Below are 22499 nucleotides of genomic sequence, written 5' to 3' on the forward strand. Positions count from 1 at the left end.
CGGGCGTGGGACGGAAATCGGGTGCCCCGTCCTAGGCGGCCGGGAGACCGGCGCGCTCGGGGAGCCGGTCCAGGGTGGTCCGGACGGTGCGGGCCAGCCATTCGGGGCGTTCCAGCATCGGGAAGTGGCCGCAGTCGGGCACGGTCAGGCAGCTGCCCGCGGGCAGCAGGGCGGCCAGGGCGCGGGCCTCGTCCACGGGCGCCGCGAGGTCGAGTTCGCCGCCGATCACCAGGACCGGGGTGTCCACCAGGTCCACGCGGAACAGCGGGGTGCGCAGGTAGGTCTCGAAGAAGCGGAGCCAGCCGTAGGGGCCGACCCATTCGGTCATCCGGCGGGCCATGTCGGCCCGCAGTTCCTCGCCGATGGGCCGCTCCAGCGTGCGCAGCCGGATGGACTCGGCCATGGTGCGCGGGAAGTCGGCCATGCTGGTGCCGAGCAGGTCCCAGTGGAACGCGTCGGCGTCGGCCCGGTAGAAGGGGTTGACCAGGACGACGGCGGGGACGTCGAGGCGCTGCCCGGCGGCCGCCCGGCGGCAGAGCAGTTCGAGGAGCAGGACCGAGCTGAAGGAGTGGGCCACCACCACGTCGGCGCCGCCGGGGACCGCGTCCAGGACCTCCTGGAGCAGCGCGGCCGAATCGCTCTCGTGCCGCCAGCCGGCGATCCCGCCGCTGTGCCAGGGCAGCCGGGGCGCGTGGACGCGCAGCCGCGGGTCCCAGTGCCGGGCCATCGGCTCCCAGATGGACTCGTTGTTGCCGAGTCCGTGCAGCAGCAGTACGTCGCTCATGCCGGGCCCTCGGCGCGGAGCAGGGCGGCCGCGGCGCCGCCGCTCAGGGCGTACACCGGTGCGGTGTGGCCCTGGGCGAACCAGCCGACCGCGGCGGCGCACTGGACGACGCCCAGCGCGCCGGAGAGTTCGCCCCAGCCGTCGAGGGCGATCCGCTCGGCGGCGCCCGTCTCCGGGCCGGCTGCGGGGGTGAGCCAGAGCCCGGCTCCGGGGGCCGCCGCGGACAGGGCGGCGAGGGCGTCGGCGTGCCGGGGGGCGTGCAGGACCGGGCCGAGCAGGGCCTTGGCCGACGCCGTGGGGGTGCGGCTGAGCACCAGGGCGGCGCCGCCGTCGGCGACGGGCCCGTCCACGAGGCGGCGGGTCACCTCGTTGTCCGGCTCGACCCCGGTGACCACCATGTGGTCGGCGCGGCCGGAGCGGATCATCAGGGCGGCCCAGCGGACCGCGTCCAGGCCCGAGGAACCGCCGTTGCAGACGGTGAGGTTGGGGCCGCGCAGGCCGAAGCGGATCGCGGTCTCCGAGGCGATGATGTTGCTGGAGGCGTTGGGGGTGTCCATCGGGCTGAGGCCGCCCGTGGACTCCTTGGCGATGGTCTCCACGGCCCGGCACACGGTGTCCGCGTTGCCGAGGTTGGAGCTGACGACGACGCCGATCCGCGTCCCGGGGACGGTGGGTACCCGGCCGTCGAGCATGCCGGCGTCGGTGAGCGCCGCGTGGGCGAGGTGGAGACCGAGCCGGGTGGCGCGGTCGTTGAAGCGCAGGCCCTTCTTGCCGATGAGGGCCGCGGGGTCCACCGGGGCGGCGCCGGGGACGGCGGGCCGCAGGAGTGCGCTCGGGTCGGCCGCGCCGGGCAGGGCCACCGCGACGCCGGAGACGCAGACGGAGACGGTGCTCATGCGGCGCCTCCCACGATCGCGACGGCGTTGACGCCGCCGAAGCCGAAGCTGTTGACCTGGGCCAGGCGCAGGGGGGTGGCCAGCGGGGCGCCGCTCACCAGGCGGAGCCCGGCGCCCTCGGGCAGGGGGTCGGTCAGGCCCGCGATGGGCGGGACCAGGCCGGCGTCGAGGGAGCGCATCGCGACGATCAGGCTGAGCAGTCCGGCGGAGCCCGAGGTGTGTCCGGTGAGCGACTTGATGCCGGTGAGCGCCGGGGCGGCGCCGTCGAACACGCGGGCGGTCACGGTGGCTTCCGTGCGGTCGTTGAGCGGGGTGCCGGTGCCGTGCAGGACGACGAGGTCGATCTCCTCGGGCGTGACCCGCGCCAGCTCCTGGGCCGTGCGCACGGCGGCCTCCACTCCGGCCTCGTCCGGCGCGGTCTGGTGGTGGGCGTCGCAGTTGACGGCGACCGAGCGCAGCCAGGCCCGCACGGGGCGGTCGGCGGCGGGGGCCTTGGTGAGGACGACGGCGGCGGCGCCCTCGCCCAGGATGGTGCCCCGGCGGTCCTCGTCGAAGGGGCGCACGGAGGTCGGCGGATCGAACTGGACCCGGTCCGCCTGGCCGAACATGCTCTCGGTGACCACGTCGCAGCCGGCCACGATGACCGTCCGGGCCTCGCCCAGTTCCAGCAGGTCCCAGGCGAGGGCGAGGGCGTAGAGCGAGGCCGAGCAGGCGCCGGCGAAGGTGTGGGCGTCGACGGCGCCGAAGCGGCCGCGCAGGGCCCGCGAGAAGTCCAGGCCCTCGACGTCCAGGGGGACACCGTCGCGCCACCACAACTCCAGCGAGCGCAGTTCGCGCAGGCCGGTGCCGACCAGGACGGGGATCCCGGCGAGGTCCTCGGGCAGGCCCGCGTCCTGGGCGGCCTGGCGGACCGCCTCGATCAGGAAGCGGGTGGCCCGGCCCGGCTCGTCGACGCCCTCGGTCTCCCGGTCGTCGATCTCGAAGAGCCGCTGCGCGTGGAAACGGGTCCGGTCGAAGGCCCGCAGGGGAGCGAGCCCGCTGCGGCCGGCGCACAGGGCGTCGAAGATCTCGTCGGGGTCGGCGCCGATGCTGGCGACGGCCCCGGACCCGATGATGGCGTAGGTCATGCCACGGTCTCCTCGTACTTGCCGAGGATGACGATGGCGTTGTTGCCGCCGAAGGCCAGGCCGTTGTTCTGGACGATCCGCAGGTCGGCCTCGACGGCGTGGTTGGGGACGCAGTCGATCTCGCACTCCGGGTCGGTCCGACGGTGGTTGATGGTCGGGGGGATGAAGCCGTGGGTGATGGCCAGGCCGCAGGCGATGGCGCCGAGCGCGCTGGCGGCGCCCATGGTGTGGCCGAGCATCGACTTCAGGGAGATGGTGCGGGGGGTGGCGTCGCCGAAGACCTGGCGGATGGCGCCCGCCTCGGTGATGTCGTTGGCCTTGGTGCCGGTGCCGTGGGCCGAGATGAGGTCGACCTCTTCGGGCTTGACCCCGGCGTTCTCCAGGGCGATGGACATGCACTGGGCGACGCTGTCGCCGTTGGGCGCGACCTGGTGGTACGCGTCGCAGTTGAGGCCGTAGCCGAGGACCTCGGCGTAGATGGTGGCGCCGCGGGCGAGCGCCGAGTCCAGGCTCTCCAGGACCAGGACGCCGGCGCCCTCGCCGGTGAGGATGCCCTTGCGGTCGACGTCGAAGGGCTGGCAGAACTCGGGGGCGATGGTGCCCAGCCGGTAGAAGCCGGTGAAGGTCTTGCGGCACATCGCGTCCGCGCCGCCGCACAGGGCGTACTCCACCTCGCCGGAACTCACCGCGTCGAAGCCGTAGCCGATCGCGTAGTTGCCCGCGGAGCAGGCGGTCGCGATGGTGGGGGCCTCGACGTCGGTGAGTTCGAGCTCCTGCGCGATGGCGGTGGAGAGCCGGGCCGCCGACACCCGCCGGACGATCTCCGGATCCATGTGCTCCGGGCCGTCGGCGAGTTCGGCGGCGACCAGCTGGTCCAGTTCGTAGGACTCGCCGTCCGTGGTGCCGACGGAGATGAGGCCCCGTCGACCGGCGAGTTCCGCGGGATCCAGACCGGCGTCCCGGACCGCCATCCGCGCCGCCGCGACGGCGAAACGGCTGGCCCGGCCCAACTCGCGCACCGGGGTGCGCGCTATCCACTCCTCGGGTTCGAACCCCTTGACCTCGGCCCCGTTGACATGGGCGAAGCCTTCGACGTCGAACACCGAGATCGGGCTGACGCCGCTGCGTCCGGCCCGCAGGCTGTCGGTGAACTCCTCGGCTCCGATGCCGATGCTGGAGATCACACCGAAGCCGGTGAGGACCACTCGGCGTTTCCCCGATCCAGCGCCGGGGCGTACTGAGGACATGCTCTTCCCCCTTCAGACCTGCGAACCTGCGAACCTGCGATGCGGCGGGCGTACGGGCGTACGGACCCGGGTCAGCGGACGGGAGCCGCCGAGACGACGTCGTACACGCGCTCCAGGTTGACCATCTGGGCGAGCTCGGACTGATCGATGGTGATGCCGAACTCCTTCTCCAGGGAGGCGAGGATCTCGATCGCGCGCAGCGAGTCGGCGCCGTGGTCGTCGATGAAGAGACTGGTCTCGCTGACCTCGTCCTCTTCGAGTTCGAGGATGTCGCAGACGATTTCCTTGATGGCGTTGCGGCGCTCGTCGGTGAGGGTCGACATGGTGTGTGCTTCTCCTAGATCTGAGATCGGTGGTCTTACTCAGGCGGCGTCGGCGGCCATGGCCGCGGCGAGGCTGCGCGGACGCATGTCGGTCCAGTGCTCGTTCACGTGGTCCAGGCATTCCTGTCGGGCCGCCTTGCCGTGCACCGCGTTCCAGCCCGCCGGAATCTCGGCGAAGGCGGGCCAGATGGAGTACTGACCTTCGCCGTTCACCAGCACGTAGAACTCGGCGTCGTCGTCTTCGAACGGATTGGCCACGAGTCGTCCTTTCCAGTCACCTTCATATAATTCCGGTCGACCATAAGCAGCTGGCTTTCGACCAGACAAGAACTTCCGGACACTCTCGTGAAGTAAATGTTCGAGAGATTGCAATGAAAAGAATTCGATAACGTGTTGCGCGACGCGGCGGCGGGCTCCCGCCGGGGCCGTCGCCGGCCCGGAAAGGGCCGTACGCCCGGCTCGGCGCCGCGATCGGTGGCGGCCCGTCACCCGCCACCGCGTCTCCCGGCACCCAGCGTCACCACCGGACATCAAGAACTTTGCGAGGTCCCGGCGGGCGATCCGACGGGCGATCCGAGGGGACGGGCTACCGTCGTTGGGGGGACGCGATCGACGCCGTCACGGCCCGGCGGCGGATGGCGCGCAGCAGGGACCGGCGGCTCAGTCCGCTGGCCAACCTGATCGTGAACCAGTACCCGCGGAACCGGCGTCGGGTGTGCTCGTCCGTCGCGTACACGCGGGTCTCGGTGCTCAGGACCCGTCCGTCGTAACGGAGGTTCATCGCCATCTTCAGGAACCCCGCCTCGGTGCACGCCGCGAACGCCTCGGCGAGCGGCCCCTCCGGTTTGGGCCTGGCCTCCAGGCAGTCCAGGGAGATGAAGAGGACCTCGCCCTCGCCGGCCTCGACGCTCTCCATCGCCTCGCCGAGGAAGTCGGAGACGATCCGGCGACCGGCCGACACGTCCACCTTGGTCAGCGACATCAGCGCGCGCGAGACGGGCGCCTCGCGCCACGTCGTCTCCCGCACGGCGCTCATCACCCGCTCCGGCGGGATCCCCCTCGGCAGGGGGATCGAGTGGGACTCGCGGAAGTGCCACGTCGGCAGTACGTAGTCTATTTTCGCGGCGGTCGGCTCGCCCATCGCACTCTCCCAGCAGTAGCGGTGCAGTCCAGACAAGTCCTCCCAGGAACGACGAGGTCACGGCAATGCCGTATCGAACTCCCCTAACCGGCGTGGCCAAGACGATCTGCGCGCTGACCGCGGCGGGCGCCCTGGTCGCGGCGGCCGCGGCGGGACCCGGCGGCGGCTGGCTCTCCTCCCTCACGATGGCGACGGCGTGCGTCGCGGCCCTGGTGGCGGCCGGCTGGCACACCCGCGACCCGCACCGGCTCGCCGTCGCGGCGACCACGGTGGCCGTCTGCTCCGGCATCGGGACGCTGCTCACCTTTCCCGGCCGCGCGATCAAGGCGGACTCCCCCGCCGCGTCGCTGATGTCCGCCGAGTACCTCGCCGTACTGGGGCTGCTCTTCGTCGTGACCCGCTTCGTGCCGCTGCGACGGGCGGCCCCGCTCTGGCTCGCGCTGGGCACGGCCGGCTCCACCCTGGTGCTGCGGGCGCAGGAGTACGGCAGTTCGCTGGAGGCCGTCGGGCAGTGCGCCTTCCTCTCCTTCGGCGTCCTGTGCGCCGGCTCCGTCGGCGCCTACCTGCGGTGGTTGGAGGACCAGCGCATCAACGCGGTCCTGACCGCACGCCGCTCCCAGCGCATCGAACTCGCCCGGGACCTGCACGACTTCGTGGCCCACGACGTGTCCGCGATCGTGGTGCTCGCCCAGGCGGCGCAGGTCATGGGCGACGAACAGCCGCACCTGGTCACGGCGTTGCTGGAGCAGATAGAAGCCGCCGGTCAGCAGGCGCTGAAGTCCTTGGACCGCACGGTGCTGATGCTGCACGACGCGGGCGAGGGCGCGGGCGCGGGGAACGAGGACCGCGACGGGCGGCCGGCCTCCTACGGCCTGGCCGACATTCCCGACGTCGTGGCCCGCTTCACCGCGTCGGGCACCGCGGACGTCGCCCTGGACTTCGGGTTCACGGCGCGGACGGCCGCCCTCGTGCCCCGTGAGGTCGCCGGCACCGCCCACCGCGCGGTCGTCGAAGCCCTCACCAACATCCGCAGGCACGCGCCGGCGGAGGCCGTCGTACGGGTGGTCGTCGAACCGGGTGCGTGCGGACCCCTCCCGGGGCTGGTCGTCATGGTCACCAACACGGACGACCCCCTCACCTCCACCGCCTCCCTCCACGTCGGAGAACGGCGCGGTGGCCTCGGGCTGGTCGGCCTCGCCGAACGCGTCGAGGCGCTCGGCGGCTCCTTCGCCGCCGGTCCGTACGGGACGGGTGGCTGGCGGCTGCGCATCGAACTGCCGGTGGACGCCGACGTGGCGCGGGACGACTCCGTGGAGAGCGCCGCGGGCTCCGGCGCCGACCGGTAGGGACCGGCCTGCACCGGAGCGCGGACGGCCGCCGGGGCGGACGGGTCAGCGGTAGAGGAACCCGGTGAGCAGGGGGAGGCCACCGAACGGATCGGCCCCGGCCACACAGGCGTCCTTCTTCACGAACCGCTTCACGTACGCGGCCCCGTCGGTGCCGCCGGAGGCCGGCGTGTGCGCGGGCAGGTAGGTGCGGGCGAAGCGGTAGTGGTTGCCCCGCCACTTGGACAGGGCCCGGTCCAGTACGTGCCAGCCGTCCCGCAGACGCGCGTCCGGCGTGTCCGCCAGCGCGGCGGACAGGGACCGGTGGTCCCGGACCTCCGGGTCGTTCAGCACCTGGAGGTGGTCGACGGAGTCGAAGACCTCGGCCTTGCGCGGGTCGTACCCGTACACCGCGATCTCCATGGCGTGGTAGTTCAACGACTGCACCGCGCTGGCCGCGCCCGTGTCGTCCCGGAAGGTCATGAACCCGTCCGGGGTCAGCGTGAGCAGCACGTGGAAGACGTCGTTCAGCAGGCGCGCGGCGCCGCCCGCCAACTCCAGCCGACCGGCGGCCCGGGCCGGGAACTCGTCCTGGGCCGCGGCGACCTCCACCGAGAGCCGGCGGACCAGGAAGAACAGCGTCTCGCACGCCTGGACGGACCGGAGGAAGACGTTCTCCTCGTGGAGCGGGGAGCGGGGGAAGCGTGTGGACTCCGCGAGCAGTGCGGCCCGCCGGGCGAGCGTGGGGTCGACCGCGGCCCGGTCCACGTAGTGGTCGATCCGCACCTGGAGCAGCGGATCGACCACCGTGGCGCCCACGGCGAGGATCGCGTCCTCCAGCCGCTTGATCCGCTCGTCCCCGCGCTCCGGCCGCGCGCCGCCCGCCCAGGCGGCGCGCTCCACCTCCAGCAGGTCGACGAGGGTGACGCGCAGGGCCAGCAGGGCGCCGACCACCGGGTCGTCCGGGAAGTGGTCGAGGTACCAGCCGTAGGCGTGCAGGCACGTGTAGCGGTAGTACTCCGGTATCTCCAGCTCCCGGCTGACCGGGCGGGTGAGCAGCCGGGTGACCTCGTCCTCACCGGTCGCCCGCTCCGGAAGGCCGTCGTGCAGGGCGGCGAGGGTCGCCGCCTCCTCGGGCTCCAACCGGGCGCGCCCGCGCGTCCGCTGGAGCGTGGCGACCTCCCGCTGTCGGGGGGTCAGGAGCGCCCGGGTGGCGGGGGCGGCGTCGACGCTCACGGCTTCCTCCCCACCACGAGGTGCTTGTCCCAGGTGGAGCGGTGGACGGAACAGTCCACGAAGCCCGACTTCTCCAGCAGCTCGGTGTACTCGGCCGCCGTGCGGTGGCGCCCCTGCGTCTCCACGTGCATCGAGAGGTTCATCGCGGCGGTGGCCAGCGGGCCGCCGGCCTCGTCGAAGAGGCGCTCCATCAGCAGCACGCGGCCGCCGTTCGCGCACGCGTCGTAGGCCTTGGTGAGCAGCTCGACGCAGGTCTCGTCGTCCCAGTCCGAGAGGATGTAGCCGAACGAGAGGCACTGCGCGTGCGGCAGCGCGTCGGCGAAGAAGTCGCCCGGTACGAACCCGAGCCGGTCGCCGCTCCCCTCCGTCCGCCGGGTGCGCTCCAGGAACGGGCCGACCTGCGGCAGGTCGAAGACGGTGACGTTCAGTTCCGGGTAGCTGCGCAGGGCGGCCACCGCGAAGGCGCCGCTGGCGCCGCCCACGTCGACCAGGGTGCGGACCCCGTCCAGCTCGGCGAGCCGCACCAGCTCGCCCGACACGCCGAAGCTCAGCTGCCACATGGCTTCGAGGAAGGCCTCCGTGGCCGCCTCGTCCCGGTAGATGGTGTCGAAGGGCGAGGGCAGTTCGGCGTCGACGGCGGCCTTGCCCTGGGTCAGGTAGGCGTCGAGCTGGTGGAGCTGGCCCGTCGTGTTGGTCACGAGGTGGCGGACGAAGCTCCCGAGGTAGCGGGGGCTGCGTCGGTCCAGGGCGGGCACCAGCTCGGGTGCGAGGCGGTACCGGCCCTCGTCGTCGCGCTCGACGACGGACACGGCGGCCAGCACGAGCAGCAGCCGCTCCAGCGTCTCCGCGTCGATCCGCCGCGCCGCGGCGATGGCGGCCGGGTCGGCCGGCCCCTCCTCGATGAGGTGGTCGAAGACGCCGTGCTTGTCGGCCAGATGCAGCGCGTGGGTCGAGAACAACCCGAACATGGCGTTGTCGAGCGTGTTGGAAATCATCGGTTCCTCTCACGGGGAATACCGCGCGTTTTTCGGAACAGATTCACGCCGGACCGCACCGGACCGTTAGCGCGATTCAACAACCCTGATATGGCGTATACCGCCCCCGGACGGACACCTACGGTGATCGGATGCAACCGGAGGGCGGGAAAGGTGAAATGACGGAGATCCTCGATTTGGGAGCCCACAGCGCAGATTTCGCGAGGGACCCGTACCCGATGTACGCCGAACTGCGCGCGCGGGGCCCGGTGCACCGCGCGCGCACCCCCGACGGCCGGGAGGTGTGGCTGGTCGTCGGATACGAGGAGGCGCGCACCGCGCTGGCGGACGCGCGGCTCAGCAAGGATCCCCGCACGCTCCTCGGTGACGACGTCGGCCAGGGCGCGGCGGCGCTCGCCAACATGCTGGAGAGCGACCCGCCCCACCACACCCGGCTGCGCAAGCTGGTCACCCGGGAGTTCACCCCGCGCCGCGTCGAGGCGCTGCGGCCCCGCGTGCAGGCGATGACCGAAAGCCTGCTCGACGCCATGCTCGCCGCCCCCGACGGTCGCGCGGACCTGGTCGAGGCGCTCGCCTTCCCGCTGCCCATGACGGTGATCTGCGAACTCCTCGGGGTGCCGCCGCGGGACGCCGCCCGGCTGCACGCCTGGTCCAGCGCGATCATCTCGCCCTCGGGGCCCGCCGCGGAGGGCGCGGCGCTGCGCGCGATCGCGACGTACTTCATCGGGCTCATCGAGGACAAGCGCGTCGGCCCCGGCGGCGATCTGATGAGCGCGCTGGTCAAGATCACTGACGAGGAGGGCGACCGGCTCTCGGAGTCGGAGCTCCTCGGCGTGGCCTTCCTGCTGCTGATCGCCGGCCACGAGACCACGCTCAACCAGCTGACCAACGGCGTGCGGGTGCTCCTGGAGCACCCCGACCAGGTGGCGGCCCTGCGCGCGGACCCGTCGCTGGTCGACAACGCCGTGGAGGAGATGCTCCGTTACGACGGACCTCTCAAGTCCGCGACGGACCGCTTCACCACGGAGCCGATCGAGATCGGCGGCACGCTGGTACCGGCCCGCCAGCAGGTGCTCGTGGCGCTGTCGGCGGCGAACCACGCCGCGGAGAAGTTCGAGGACCCCGAGCGCTTCGACATCCGTCGTGAGGCGCGCGGACACGTCACCTTCGGGCACGGGCTCCACTACTGCGTGGGCGCGCCGCTGGCCCGCATGGAGCTCCAGATCGCCGTCCGCGCGCTCCTGGAGCGCTGCCCCGGTCTCGCGCTCGACGCCACCGCGGACGAACTGCCCTGGATCGACAGCGTCCTGATGCGCGGGACGCGCGCCCTGCCGGTCCGCTGGAGCGTCGCTCCCTGAGTCCGGGCGGCTCCCGCGCCGGCGAGCGGCGGGCCGAGGGGCGGGCCAGATCGAAGAATTGACACTGCTCCGCCGGTGCTTCTCCCGCTGCGCTTCGATGGTGCCGCGCACCCTGTCGAACGAAGGAGAAGCGTGTGGATACAGCGATGATCGACGTTTCCGGTCTCACGAAGACCTTCGGGTCGGTGACGGCGCTGGAGGACGTGAGCCTCAGCGTGCCCCGGGGCTCCGTCCTCGGGCTGCTCGGCCACAACGGGGCCGGGAAGACGACCCTCGTCAGCATTCTGAGCACCCTGGTGCACCCCTCGGCCGGGCGGGCACGGGTGGCCGGACACGACGTCACCCGGGACGCCCTGGAGGTCCGCCGGCGCATCGGGCTGACGGGCCAGTACGCGTCCGTCGACGCGACCCTCTCCGGCCGTGACAACCTCGTGCTCATCGCCCGCCTGTTGGGCGCGGCCCGGGCCGAGGCATCGGCCCGGGCCGACGAGCTGCTGGAGCTCTTCCAGCTGACCGACGCGGGACGGCGCCGGGCGAAGACGTACTCGGGCGGCATGCGGCGGCGCCTGGACCTCGCGGCCAGCCTGGTCGGCAGACCCGAGGTGATCTTCCTGGACGAGCCCACCACGGGGCTCGACCCGGTGGCCCGCAGGGACCTGTGGGACATCGTGCAGAAGCTGGTCGCGGACGGCGCCACGGTGCTGTTGACCACCCAGTACCTGGACGAGGCCGACTTCCTCGCCGATTCGATCACCGTGCTGTCGAAGGGGCGGATCATCGCCTCGGGGCGGGCGGAGGAGCTCAAGGCCCGCGTCGGTCGGCGGAGCGTGAACCTGACCCTGCGCGACGCCGGGGACGGCCCCCGCGTGGCCGAAGCCCTGGCCCGGACCGGGCTCGTGCCCACGCTCGACGAGGAACGGCCGGTGATCACCGTGCCCGTGACGGATTCCACGGAGATCGCCGTCGTCGTCCGGGCGGCCGACGACGCGGGGGTCGAGATCGCGGGCCTCGCGTACTCCGAACCGACCCTCGACGACGTGTACATGGCCCTGAACCACTCCGACCCGCACGAGGGGGAATCCCGATGACCACCGCCACCGCACGGGCCGCGGCGCGCCCGGACGCCGACGCGCACGCCCCCGCCCCCCAGTACCGGGGCTCGGGCGTCGTCCGCCAGGTCAGCGTCCTGACCGGACGTTCCCTGCGGGCCCTGCGCGACCCCGCCCTGATCGTGCCGGGCCTGCTCGAACCGATCCTGATGCTGACGGTGTTCAGCCAGGTGTTCAAGAGCGTCTCGCAGACCTCCTCCTTCCCGGCCGGGGTCAGTTACATCGACTACCTGCTGCCGGCCTTCCTGGTCACGAGCGCGGTCAGTGCCGGCCTGAAGTCCGGCGTGGCGCTCACCACCGAGCTGGGCAACGGGATCGTCGCCCGCTTCCGGTCCATGCCGATCCGGTCCGCCTCGATCCTGATCGGGCGCAACATCGCCGACACCGTGCTCAGCGGGGTGAACATGCTGGTCATGCTGGTGGCCGGGGCGCTGATCTTCGGGTTCGACCCGGCCGGCGGGGTGCTGGGCGCGGCCGGCGCGCTGTTCATCGGCGTGATGCTCAGTTGGTCGCTCGGGTGGGTGTTCATGGCGCTGTCCGCGTGGCTGCGCCGGCCCGAGGCCCTCCAGCCCATCGGCGGGATCATCAACCTCGTGCTCCTGTTCGCCTCGAACGCCTTCGTCCCCGTCGACGGTCTGCCCGGCTGGCTGCGGGCCGTCGCCGAGGTCAATCCGATGTCCCACGCGATCACCGCGGCCCGGGACCTGGCCCTGGGCCGCGCCGACCTCACCAGCGTGCTGTTCCCGCCCGCGCTGTGCGTGGTCATCGTCCTGGTCTCCGCGCCCCTGGCGATCCGTGGCTTCCGCCGGGTCGGGTGAACCGCGCGCGCAACGCGTCGGGCCGCAACCGTAGGACGGTTGCGGCCCGACGCGTTGTGCGGGTCCCGGCCGGCTTCAGGTGCGGGCGCAGTACCGGCACGTTCCCCGTCGGCGGAGGTAGTAGGCGAGGGTGGCGGCCGCCAGGGCGATGCCCCAGATGATCCACGGCATCGCCGGGTAGTTCGTCCCCCAGCCCTCGGGCTGGTTCCCGCCCCGGACCATCATCACGCCGCCGGGGACGAGCACCAGCGACACGAGCAGGGCCGGCACGATCGCGGTGGCGAGGGCGACGGGCTTGCCGGCCTTGAACCACACCCAGCGCGGCCAGACCTCGCCCCAGCGGTGCACCAGGCCGTGGGTGAGCACCGCCCCGCAGGCGGACGCGAGGCCCAGGCCGAGGCCGATCTCCAGCATGCCCGGCGTGTCCTGCATGTCCTTGAGGAACGCGTCGGTGATGCCGAGCGGGTACCCGAAGTACCAGGCCACCCGGGTGATCTCGTACGGGAGGCTGGAGAGCACGGCGATCAGCACGGCCCTGCGCCCCCATCGCGCCGCCGACTCGGGGCTCGTCCACGCCGCCGCCCTGCCGCCGCGACCGCAGCGCACGCAGAGCCCGCGCGCCCGCCGCTGGTACACGAGGGTCGCCGCCGCCCAGAGCACTCCGCCGACGAACAGGATGATCAGGTTGTCGCGGTGCCAGAAGAGGACGTCGCCCATGCCGTCCTGGTCGCCCGGTACTCCCGTGAAGGCGAACACCAGGAACAGCGGGGCGAAGATGACCAGCGCCAGCAGCGTGTAGTCCGGCAGGATCAGGGTGAGCACGACGGCCTGTGTCCAGCCGAAGGCCAGCACGAGCCGGTGGAGCCCGACGGGGACTTTGCGGCGCGCCATCATCAGGCCCACGACCGCGCCCACCAGCCCGACGACCGCTATGACGGGCGCGACGACCGCGGCCCGGCTCGGCTCCAGGATGGATCCCGAGGAGCGCTCCGGGGCGGCGTGCGCGAACGGGTATCCGTCCCCGCCCAGGGCCCAGTACACGCCGGCGGCCCCGTAGAGCAGCGACCACACCGCGGCCAGGTACCCCGCCCAGTCGGGCCATCCCGACCACCACCGGTGCACTGGCGCCGGGCCGGGTACCGCTCGCTCATCACCCTCGGTCTTCATGGTGTTCGCCATCGCCCTGTTCCCCTTCACGCCGCCCGCGACGGTCGCTTTCGTCGTATTCATAGGGTTCCGGACCCGGGGCGGCGGCACATCTGCCGATCGGGATACATCGGCGTCCGACCGCCCCGCGGTCCTGCCGGAAGGCCGGCACGACACGGGGCCCCGGGACGCGCGCGGCACGGCCCGGGGCCCCTCCTGCGGGTGTCAGCCCTCCAGTTCGCGCAGCTTCTCGCGCAGGATCCGGGCGACGTCCGCCACGTGCGGGGCGCTGAACAGCTGCCGGTGCTCGCAGTCCACCTCCCGGGTCTCCAGCGTGCCCGCGACGTACGGGAGGAGACTGGCGACGGTCCGTGCCACCTTGTCCTCCTCGTCGGGGTCCTGGGCCGCGGCGATCAGCAGGAGGTCACCGTCGTAGACCTGGGGAACGTGTTCGGCGATGATGCGCCAGTTGTTGTTCGTGACCGCGCCGATGCGCAGGATCACGTCCTCGTCGAAGGTGGCGAGGGAGCTGCCCGCCTCCCTGAGGACCGCCATGACCGCGTCGTGGTCCAGCGGGCCGTCACCGAACATGCCGGGGTCGCGCCCGACGAAGTCCAGCAGCACCTTGAGGGTCTGCTCGCGACTGGTCCCCTTGAAGTCGGCGCTGATCATGTCGCTGGTCATCGGCGGCTGGTCGAGGTTGGCCAGCAGACCGACCTCTTCGCCCTGCTCCTGGAGCAGCCCGGCGATCTCGTGCGCGAGGAGCGCGCCCATCGACCAACCCACCAGGTGGTAGGGGCCCGTGGGCTGGACCGTGCGGATCTGCTCCAGGTAGTCCCGCGCCATCTCCGCGACGGAGGAGGGCAGTTCCTCCTCACCGGCGAGACCGCGGGCCTGGACGGCGTAGAGCGGGTAGTCGCGGTGGATGTGGCGCATCAGCCCGGAGTACATCCAGCCGACGCCGCCCACCGGGTGCAGGAAGAACAGCGGGGGCCGGTCGCCGCCGGTCCGTAGCGGCAGGATCACCTCGAAGCCGCTGCCGGGCTCCTCCTCCCCCGCTCCGACGAGCTCGGCCATCTCGGCCACCGTCGGTGCCTGGAAGGTCGCCTGGTTGGACAGTTCGACGCCGAAGATCGCCTGGATCCGGCTCACCAGCTGGATGGAGACGATGCTGTCACCTCCCAGCTCGAAGAAGTTGTCGTCGATCCCCACCTGGGCCACCTTGAGGATCTCCGCGAAGACCTGGCACAGCACCTCCTCCCTCGGGTTGCGCGGGCCGCGGCCGTCCGCCTTCCCGCCGAACTCCGGGGCCGGCAGCTGCTTGCGGTCGACCTTTCCGTTGGGGGTCAGCGGAAGGGCGTCGAGGGCGACGAAGGCCGTGGGCACCATGTACTCGGGCAGGGTGAGCCCGATCGTCTTCTTCAGCGCCGCCGGGTCGAGCGGCCCGGATCCGGCCGTGGCCACGGTGTACGCCACCAGCTGTCGGCTGCCCGGCTGGTCCTCGCGGACGATGACCACGACCTGGGCGACGTCGGGGTGCGCGTCGATGGCGGCCTCGATCTCCCCCAGCTCGATCCGCAGGCCGCGGATCTTGACCTGGTTGTCGGCCCGGCCCACGAACTCGATCTGCCCGTCGGCGTTCCAGCGGACCAGGTCACCGGTCCGGTACATCCTGCCGCCGGCCGGGTCGAAGGGGTCCGCGACGAAGCGCTCCGCCGTCAGTCCGGGCCGGCCCACGTAGCCGCGGGCCACGCCGGTGCCGGCGAGGTAGAGCTCACCGGGGACCCCGGGCAGCACCGGGCGCAGCCACTCGTCGAGCACGTGGGAGCGCATGTTGTCCACCGGCCTGCCGATCGGCACGGCCTGGCCGACCCGGTGCGGCGCGCGCATGCTGTACCGCGTCGCGTAGACGGTGGCTTCGGTCGGCCCGTACAGGTGCACCACCTCGGTGTCCGGGCAGGCGTCCAGGACCCGCTGGATCGCGGTCGGGGAGGCCTGTTCGCCACCGCTGAGGACCATGCGCAGACCGCTGAGGGCGTCCGGCCCCTCCTCGGCCACGAGGTTGAAGAGGGCCGTGGTCAGCAGGGCCGCCGTGACCCGGTGCTCGTCCAGCACCTTGCGCAGCACGTGGTGGTCGAGCTGTCCGGGGGGTGCCACCACCAGCTCGTGTCCGCCCATCAGGCCCGACCACACCTCGTAGGTGAGGGCGTCGAACGCCTGCGGCGAGTGCACCAGGACCCGCTCGTGGCCGGTGAGCCAGTGCCGGTCGGCCGCCATGCCCACGACGTCCTGGTGGGTGATGCCGATGCCCTTCGGTTGCCCGGTGGACCCGGAGGTGTAGATGATCATCGCCAGTTCCCGCGCGTACCGCGGCACGGCGGGCGCCGTGCCGGGGGCCCGCCCGACGGCGGGCTCGTCGTCCACCACGATGACGAGCGCGTCGTGCCGGAACTCGGTCCCCGCCGAAGCCCGGTCGGTGAGGAGCGCGTGGCACCGCGTCTCCGCCAGGATCAGTTCCAGCCGGGGCGCCGGGTAGCGGGAGTCCAGCGGCACGTAGGCGGCGCCCGCCTTCGCCACGGCGAGGAGGGAGACCACGAAGTCGACCGACCGCTGCTGCAGGACGGCCACCCGGGCGCCGGGGCGCACTCCGCACCCGATCAGGTGGTGGGCGAGGCGGTTGACCCGCTCGTCCAGCTCCGCGTAGGTGAGCCGGACGCCGTCGTGGGCGAGCGCCGGCGCGTGCGGGGTCCGGGCCACCCAGTCCTCGAAGCGGTCCGCGAGGGTGGCGTCGGCCACCTCGTGGAGCGTGTCGTTCGCGTCCTCCAGCAGGAGTCGGCGCTCCTGGTCCGACAGCAGGTCCAGGCTGCCGACGGGGGCGTCGGGGGTGCGGACGGCCGCTTCGAGCAGGCGCACCAGGCGGTCGGCGATCGTCCGTGCCGTCGCGGGGTCGAAGAGTGCGGTGTTGTACTCCACCACACCGCCGAGGTCGCTCAGCGCGCCGTCGGCCCCGCGGGCCTCCTCGAAGTTGAAGGAGAGGTCGAACTTGGCGACGTCCGAGCGGAGCGGCTGCGGCGCCAGGGTGAGGCGGGGCAGCTCCAGCGAGGCCTCCTCGTTGTTCTGGAAGCTGATCGCCACCTGGAACAGCGGGTTGCGGTTCAGCGCCCGGACCGGGTTGAGCTCCTCGACGACCCGCTCGAACGGCACGTCCTGGTGGGCGTAGGCGGCCAGGTCGCCGGCGCGCACCCGGCGCACCAGCTCGGCGAAGCCCGGATCGCCCGAGACGTCGGTCCGCAGCACGAGCGTGTTGACGAAGAAGCCGACCAGGTCGTCGAGCGCTTCGTCGTTGCGCCCGGCCATGACCGCGCCGAGCGCGATGTCCGTGCCGGCGCCGAGCCGGGACAGCAGGGCGGCCACGGCCGCCTGCGCCACCATGAAGATGCTGGAGTCGTGGGCGCGGGCGAGTGCGGCGAGCTTGCGGGTCAGCTCGGCGGGGAAGCGGACGGGCACCTGGGCACCGCGGCTGCCGGACTCGGCCGAGCGCTGGCGGTCCAGGGGCAGTTCCAGTTCCTCCGGCAGGCCGGCCAGGGTCCGGCGCCAGTACGCGAGCTGCTGGGCGATGGCGCTCTGCGGGTCCTCCTCGTCGCCGAGCGCCTCGCGCTGCCAGAGCGTGTAGTCGGCGTACTGCACCGGCAGCGGGGTGAACCGCGGCGCGTGGCCCTCCAGTCGGGCGGCGTAGGCGGCGCCCAGGTCGCGGGCGAGCGGCGCCATGGAGGAACCGTCGCCCGCGATGTGGTGCAGGACCAGCAGCAGGACGTGCTCGCGCGGTCCGAGCTCCCACACGTGGACCCGCAGCGGAAGCTCGGTCGCGAGGTCGAAGTCGCGGGCGGCGGCAGCGGCCAGGGCCGCGTCCAGCTCGTCGGCGGCGATCGTGACGGGCTCCACCGGGACCCCCGCCTCCTCGATCCCGAGGACGTGCTGGCGGGGCACCCCGCCCGTGACGGGGAACACGGTGCGCAGGCTCTCGTGCCGCGTCACCACGTCCGACACGGCGGCGCCCAGGGCGGCGGTGTCCAGCTCGCCCAGCAGCCGGGCGGCCAGCGCGATGTTGTACCGGCCGCTGCTGTCCCCGACGGACTGGATGAACCACAGGCGCCGCTGCGCGTAGGACAGCGGGATCTGCTCCGGGCGCTCGACGGGCCGCAGGGCCGCGCGGGCGCCGTCCGCGTCCGCGAGCCGTTCGGCGAGGGCGGCGACGGTGGGTGCCTCGAAGACCGCCCGCACGGGGAGCTCCACCGCGAAGGCGGTGCGGATGCGGTTGACGAGCCGGGTGGCGAGCAGGGAGTGGCCGCCCAGGTCGAAGAAGCTGTGGTCGATGCCGACCTCGGGCAGGCCCAGTACCTCGCCGAAGAGCGCGCTGAGCTGGCGCTCCCGTTCGTCGCGCGGCGCGCGGCCCTCGCCCGCGTCGGCGAACTCGGGCTCGGGGAGCGCCCGGTGATCGACCTTGCCGGGGCCGGTCAGCGGGATCCGCTCCAGCTCGACGACCGCTGCCGGGACCATGTACTCGGGGAGCGCCTCGGCCACGTGCTGGCGCACGGCGCGCACGTCCACGCCGGCGTCGGACGCCGGCACGACGTAGGCCACGAGCCGCCGTCCGCCCGGGCCGCCGTCGCGCGCCTGGACCACGACGCGGTCGACGTCGGGGTGGCGGGCGATGACCGCTTCGATCTCGGCGGGCTCCACGCGGTAGCCGCGGATCTTGACCTGTCCGTCGGCGCGGCCGATGAACTCGAGCTCGCCCGCCCCGGTCCAGCGCACCACGTCGCCGGTGCGGTAGAAGCGCTCGCCCGGCGCGCCGTGCGGGTTGGCCACGAACCGCTCGGCGGTCAGCGCCGGCCGGTTCAGGTAGCCGCGGGCCAGACCGGCCCCGGCGAGGTACAGGTCGCCCGGCACGCCGGCCGGTACGGGCCGCAGGTTCCGGTCGAGCACGTACACCCGCCGGTTCCACAGCGGGGCGCCGATCGGCGGGCGCACCGCCCCCGCCAGCGGGCGGCTCATGGTGGCGCACACCATCGTCTCGGTCGGTCCGTAGGCGTTGATCATGCGCCGGCCGGAGGACCACTGCGCTATCTGGTCCGGCGGGCAGGGTTCGCCGCCGGTCACCAGCGTGCGCAGGCTGGGCAGTTCGTCGGCCGGCAACGTGGCCAGCGCGCCCGCCGCGAGCTGTACGTGCGTGATGTCGTTGCGCTGGATCAGGTGGGTCAGCTCGTCACCGACCGGCTGCTCGTTGCCCTCGGGGAGCACCAGGGTGGCGCCGCTGAGCAGGGTCATCGAGAAGTCCGCGACCGACACGTCGAAGCTGGGCGAGATCACCTGGAGCACCCGGCTGTCGGCGTCGATCGCCAGGTGCTGCGCGTGGGCGCCCACCAGGCTGGCGAAGCCCTCGTGGGTGACCAGTACTCCCTTGGGGCGGCCGGTGGTGCCCGAGGTGTAGATCGCGTAGGCGGGGTGGGTCACCGCCAGGGGCCGCACCCGGTCCGCGTCGAGGGGGTCGCCCGTCGCGGCGGCCGCCCACTCCTCGCCGACGTCCGGAGCGTCGATCAGCAGGGGCGGCGCCGCACCGGCCGCCGCGAGCGGGCCGGCGGCCGCGCTGGTGGTGAGGACCTGGACGGGGCGCGCGTCCCCCGTGACGAAGGCGATGCGCTCGGCCGGGTGGCCCGGGTCCACGGGGACGTAGACCGCGCCCGCCTTGAGGACGCCGAGGGTGACCGCGAGCCACTGCGGGGACCGGGGCACCGCCACGGCGACGGTGTCCTCGGGACCGACGCCCCGGGCGATGAGGAGGTGCGCCCAGCGGTTGGCGTGCTCGTTGAGCTCCGCGTAGGTGAGGGAGTGCTCCCCCGACACCACGGCGGTCGCCCGCGGGCTCGCCGCGACCCGGGTCTCGAAGAGCTCCGGGAAGGTGCGGGCGGGCGCGTCGTGGCCGGTGTCGTTCCACTCCTCCAGGACCTGGTGGCGCTCCGCGTCGGACAGGATCCGCAGGGCGTCCAACCGCTGCCCGGGATCGGCGGCGAACGCTTCGAGGATCCGCACCAGCCGGTCGCCGAAGCCGCGGACGGCGTCCTCCTCGAAGAGGTCGGGCCGGTAGGTCACCTTCAGGCCCATGGTGCGGGGGCCGTCCGAGGTGGACAGGCCGAGCGCGTAGTGGGTGCCCTCCTGGAGCGCGACGTCGACGACGCCGAGCCCCTGCGCGGACTCCTCCAGGCCGTCCGCGTCGACGGGGAAGTTCTCGAACACCGTCGCGGTGTCGAAGAGTTCTCCCAGCCCCACCCGGCTCTGGATCTCGGCCAGCCCCACGTACTTGTGTGCCAGGAGGTCCAGTTGGGAGCCCTGCAGGCGGCCCAGCAGGTCCAGCAGGGTGTCGCCGCGCTCGGCGCGGACGCGCACGGGCAGGGTGTTGATGAACAGGCCGACCATGGATTCCACACCCGGCAGTTCCGCGGGGCGGCCGTTCACCGTCTCGCCGAAGAGGACGTCGTCGCGGCCGGTCAGCCCGCCCAGGAGCAGGCCCCAGGCGCCCTGGACGACGGTGTTGCGCGTCAGTCCGTGGCGGCGCGCCTGGGCGGCGAGCGCCCCGGTGGCCGCCTCGGACAGCTTCACCTCGACCGTCGCGGGCCGCACGACGCCGCCGCTGGCCTCGGCCGGGGTCAGCAGGGTCGGCTCGTCGACACCCGCCAGTGCCTCGTCCCAGGCGGCCTCGGACGCCGAGCGGTCCTGCCCGGCCAGCCAGCCGAGGTAGTCCCGGTACGGGATCGGCGCGGGCAGGGCGCGGGCGTCGGCGTCGCGTCCGTACAGCTCGAAGAGCTCGCCCATCACCAGGGGGACCGACCATCCGTCGAGCAGGATGTGGTGGTTGGTGAGGACCAGGCGGTGCGCGTCCGGGCCCAGCCGGACCAGGGTGAAGCGGAGCAGCGGGGGGCGCCGCAGGTCGAACCGCCGGGCGAGGTCGTCGGTCAGGAGCCGGGTGAGGGCCGCCTCCTGCTCCGCCCCGGCGAGATCGCTCAGGTCGACCTCTTCCCAGGGGAGTTCCACCTCACGGGCGATGACCTGGAGCGACTGGCCGGAGCTGCCCGGCAGGAAGGCCGCGCGCAGGTTGTCGTGCCGGCCCAGCACGGCCCGGACCGAGTCCTTGAGCCGGTCGGCGTCCAGGTCGCCCCGGAGGTCGAGGGCCATCTGCACGTTGTAGACGTCCGCGCCCCGGTCGTCGTACCGGGCGTGGAAGAGCAGGCCCTCCTGGAGCGGGGAGAGGGGCAGGACGTCCACGAGGTCGGGCTGCGCGGCTTCCAGGTCCTCGATCTCGGCCTGGGTGATCCGCACCAGGGAGAGGTCGGACGGGCTCAGGCCGCCGGCCGCCGTGCCGTCGACGTGGACGACCAGGGCCTCCAGGGCCGTGAACCACCCGCGGGCCAGGCGCAGCATCTCCTCGTCGGAGAACAGCTCCTTCGGCCAGGTCAGCGAGACGGCCAGGCGCAGGCCGTCGGGGTGGGTCACCGCTCGGGCGTTGACGTCCAGCGCGTGCGGCAGCGCGAGTCCGGCCTCGGGCACGCCCTCCATGTCGTGGCGGAAGACGGGCGCGCCGTCGTCCTGCGCCGACCCGGCGGAGGTGCTGAGCCGGCCGAGGTAGTTGAAGCCGATCTGCGGCTCGGCGTAGCGGGCGAGCGCGCGGGCCGTCTGCGGGTTCAGGTGGCGCAGCATGCCGTAGCCGATGCCCTTGTCGGGCAGGGCGCGCAGCTGCTCCTTGACCGCCTTGAGCGCCGCGCCGATGGCGGCGCCGCCCGTGTGCAGCTCCGCGACGGGGGCCGCGCCGGGATCCAGGCGCACCGGGTACTTGCTGGTGAACCAGCCGACCGTACGGGAGAGGTCGACGCCGTCGACCAGTTCCTCGCGGCCGTGGCCCTCCAGGTCCACCAGGACCGCGGAGCCCTCGCCGCGCCCGGAGGTGCGGCGCCAGTCGGCGACGGCGATGGCCAGGGCGGTCAGCAGCACGTCGTTGACGCCCGCGTTGAAGGCGGCGGGGACCTTGCCGAGCAGCGGCTCGGTGACGGCGGCGGGCAGGCTCAGGCTGAGGACCGCGGAGGTACCCATCGTGTCCCGGTCCGGGTCGAGCGGGCGGGTGGTCAGCTGCGGGTCCGGGGTGGAGAGGATGTCGCGCCACAGGGGCAGCTCGCGCATGCGCTCGGGGTCGCTCGACAGCTCCGTGAGGTGCTGGGCCCAGCGTCGGAACGAGGTGCCGACCGGTTCGAGCTCGATCGGGCGGCCCGCGAGGACCGCCTCGAAGGCGGTTTCCAGGTCCGGTACGAGGATCCGCCAGGACACTCCGTCGACGACCAGGTGGTGGGCGACGATGGCCAGCTGGCCCGCGGCCTCGGGCCCCATGTCGAACCAGACGAAGCGGATCATCTGGCCCGCGTCGGGGTCCAGCTGGTCCTGTGCCCGCGCGGTCTCCCGGGCGGCGACCTCGTCCAGCTCGGCGTCGTCGGCGCCGGCCCGCACGAGTGCGCCCAGGTCGACCCGGAGCAGCCGGTCCCGCGCCGCCACCGTGCCCGCGGCGAGCGTCTCCAGCGACCAGCCGATGTCGCCGACGCGGGTCAGCACCATGCGCAGGGCGTCGTGGTGGTCGAGGACGCGCTGCACCACGGCGGTCACGAGGGACTCGTCCAGGCCCGGCGGGGCGGGCATGGCCATCGTCTGGTTGAACCGGTCCATGGAACCGCCGAGTTCACGGAGCCAGTCGATGATCGGCGTCACCAGCACGTCGCCGACGCCGTCCGTCTCGGTCACGGTCGCCGCGGTCACCGTTGCCTCGGCCGACTCGATAGCTGCCACGAGGGCCTCCACTGTCTTGTGTGTGAATACGTCCCGGGGACTGAAATGCAACCCCGCCTTACGCGCCCGACCCACCAACTGGATCGAAATGATGCTGTCGCCACCCAACTC

15 protein-coding genes are annotated in these 22499 nt (G+C 72.8%); 4 read left to right on the top strand and 11 right to left on the bottom strand.

Annotated features, from left to right (window positions below; all coding sequences use genetic code 11):
* Positions 1-31 precede the first annotated feature (31 nt).
* The 7 genes from ACZ4UB_RS33035 to ACZ4UB_RS33065 form a co-directional block, all read right to left on the bottom strand.
* Positions 32-784: an alpha/beta fold hydrolase gene (locus ACZ4UB_RS33035; protein WP_468075957.1), complete on the bottom strand. Its 753-nt coding sequence runs from the start codon at positions 782-784 to the stop codon at positions 32-34.
* A complete protein-coding gene (locus tag ACZ4UB_RS33040; protein WP_468075959.1) occupies positions 781-1680 on the bottom strand; it encodes a beta-ketoacyl synthase N-terminal-like domain-containing protein in 900 nt (299 codons plus the stop codon). Before ACZ4UB_RS33040 ends, ACZ4UB_RS33035 begins: the two co-directional genes overlap by 4 nt.
* The gene (locus ACZ4UB_RS33045; protein ID WP_468075961.1) at positions 1677-2807 is read right to left on the bottom strand and encodes a beta-ketoacyl synthase N-terminal-like domain-containing protein; all 1131 of its coding nucleotides are present in this window, start codon (positions 2805-2807) and stop codon (positions 1677-1679) included. The genes ACZ4UB_RS33040 and ACZ4UB_RS33045 overlap by 4 nt, the downstream gene beginning before the upstream one ends.
* Positions 2804-4054, bottom strand: a complete 1251-nt coding sequence (locus ACZ4UB_RS33050; RefSeq protein ID WP_468075963.1) for a beta-ketoacyl-[acyl-carrier-protein] synthase family protein — start codon at positions 4052-4054, stop codon at positions 2804-2806. The genes ACZ4UB_RS33045 and ACZ4UB_RS33050 overlap by 4 nt, the downstream gene beginning before the upstream one ends.
* Before the next feature lie 71 nt (positions 4055-4125).
* Positions 4126-4377, bottom strand: a complete 252-nt coding sequence (locus tag ACZ4UB_RS33055) for an acyl carrier protein (RefSeq protein WP_468075965.1) — start codon at positions 4375-4377, stop codon at positions 4126-4128.
* Between the two features lie 39 nt (positions 4378-4416).
* Positions 4417-4635 carry an MbtH family protein gene (locus ACZ4UB_RS33060; protein WP_468075967.1) on the bottom strand — a complete coding sequence of 73 codons (219 nt, stop codon included), beginning with the start codon at positions 4633-4635 and terminating at the stop codon, positions 4417-4419.
* A gap of 328 nt (positions 4636-4963) precedes the next feature.
* Positions 4964-5518 (bottom strand): hypothetical protein, encoded by a 555-nt coding sequence (locus ACZ4UB_RS33065; protein WP_468075969.1) that lies wholly within the window; start codon positions 5516-5518, stop codon positions 4964-4966.
* Positions 5519-5610: 92 nt separating this feature from the next.
* Here ACZ4UB_RS33065 and ACZ4UB_RS33070 point away from each other — a divergent pair, with 92 nt between their 5' ends.
* On the top strand, positions 5611-6864 hold the full coding sequence (locus ACZ4UB_RS33070; RefSeq protein WP_468075971.1) for a sensor histidine kinase: 1254 nt from the start codon (positions 5611-5613) through the stop codon (positions 6862-6864).
* Positions 6865-6909: 45 nt separating this feature from the next.
* Here the strand turns inward: ACZ4UB_RS33070 and ACZ4UB_RS33075 are convergent, their stop codons facing one another.
* Together ACZ4UB_RS33075 and ACZ4UB_RS33080 are read right to left on the bottom strand one after the other, a co-directional pair.
* Positions 6910-8079 carry a tryptophan 2,3-dioxygenase gene (locus ACZ4UB_RS33075; RefSeq protein ID WP_468075973.1) on the bottom strand — a complete coding sequence of 390 codons (1170 nt, stop codon included), beginning with the start codon at positions 8077-8079 and terminating at the stop codon, positions 6910-6912.
* A complete protein-coding gene (locus ACZ4UB_RS33080) occupies positions 8076-9074 on the bottom strand; it encodes a methyltransferase (RefSeq protein ID WP_468075975.1) in 999 nt (332 codons plus the stop codon). The genes ACZ4UB_RS33075 and ACZ4UB_RS33080 overlap by 4 nt, the downstream gene beginning before the upstream one ends.
* Before the next feature lie 218 nt (positions 9075-9292).
* On the opposite strand from ACZ4UB_RS33080, the gene ACZ4UB_RS33085 reads away from it, so the two are divergent.
* The 3 genes from ACZ4UB_RS33085 to ACZ4UB_RS33095 all read left to right on the top strand — a co-directional run bounded on the left by ACZ4UB_RS33085 (position 9293) and on the right by ACZ4UB_RS33095 (position 12359).
* Positions 9293-10432: a cytochrome P450 family protein gene (locus ACZ4UB_RS33085; RefSeq protein ID WP_468075977.1), complete on the top strand. Its 1140-nt coding sequence runs from the start codon at positions 9293-9295 to the stop codon at positions 10430-10432.
* 134 nt (positions 10433-10566) lie between these two features.
* Positions 10567-11520: an ATP-binding cassette domain-containing protein gene (locus tag ACZ4UB_RS33090; RefSeq protein WP_468075979.1), complete on the top strand. Its 954-nt coding sequence runs from the start codon at positions 10567-10569 to the stop codon at positions 11518-11520.
* On the top strand, positions 11517-12359 hold the full coding sequence (locus tag ACZ4UB_RS33095; protein WP_468075981.1) for an ABC transporter permease: 843 nt from the start codon (positions 11517-11519) through the stop codon (positions 12357-12359). The genes ACZ4UB_RS33090 and ACZ4UB_RS33095 overlap by 4 nt, the downstream gene beginning before the upstream one ends.
* A 75-nt stretch (positions 12360-12434) precedes the next feature.
* Here ACZ4UB_RS33095 and ACZ4UB_RS33100 read toward each other — a convergent pair whose 3' ends face one another.
* Together ACZ4UB_RS33100 and ACZ4UB_RS33105 are read right to left on the bottom strand one after the other, a co-directional pair.
* A complete protein-coding gene (locus ACZ4UB_RS33100) occupies positions 12435-13538 on the bottom strand; it encodes an NYN domain-containing protein (RefSeq protein WP_468075983.1) in 1104 nt (367 codons plus the stop codon).
* 192 nt (positions 13539-13730) lie between these two features.
* Positions 13731-22499: amino acid adenylation domain-containing protein (locus tag ACZ4UB_RS33105; RefSeq protein ID WP_468075985.1), on the bottom strand; the 8769-nt coding region annotated here is incomplete at its 5' end.

This window comes from Streptomyces sp. NPDC028419 (assembly GCF_055565515.1).

Coding starts and splice junctions, on each gene's coding strand:
- ACZ4UB_RS33100 (WP_468075983.1), bottom strand. CDS start 13,538: ATGGCGAACACCATGAAGACCGAGGGTGATGAGCGAGCGGTACCCGGC.
- ACZ4UB_RS33085 (WP_468075977.1), top strand. CDS start 9,293: ATGTACGCCGAACTGCGCGCGCGGGGCCCGGTGCACCGCGCGCGCACC.
- ACZ4UB_RS33095 (WP_468075981.1), top strand. CDS start 11,517: ATGACCACCGCCACCGCACGGGCCGCGGCGCGCCCGGACGCCGACGCG.
- ACZ4UB_RS33055 (WP_468075965.1), bottom strand. CDS start 4,377: ATGTCGACCCTCACCGACGAGCGCCGCAACGCCATCAAGGAAATCGTC.
- ACZ4UB_RS33045 (WP_468075961.1), bottom strand. CDS start 2,807: ATGACCTACGCCATCATCGGGTCCGGGGCCGTCGCCAGCATCGGCGCC.
- ACZ4UB_RS33040 (WP_468075959.1), bottom strand. CDS start 1,680: ATGAGCACCGTCTCCGTCTGCGTCTCCGGCGTCGCGGTGGCCCTGCCC.
- ACZ4UB_RS33035 (WP_468075957.1), bottom strand. CDS start 784: ATGAGCGACGTACTGCTGCTGCACGGACTCGGCAACAACGAGTCCATC.
- ACZ4UB_RS33065 (WP_468075969.1), bottom strand. CDS start 5,518: ATGGGCGAGCCGACCGCCGCGAAAATAGACTACGTACTGCCGACGTGG.
- ACZ4UB_RS33050 (WP_468075963.1), bottom strand. CDS start 4,054: ATGTCCTCAGTACGCCCCGGCGCTGGATCGGGGAAACGCCGAGTGGTC.
- ACZ4UB_RS33080 (WP_468075975.1), bottom strand. CDS start 9,074: ATGATTTCCAACACGCTCGACAACGCCATGTTCGGGTTGTTCTCGACC.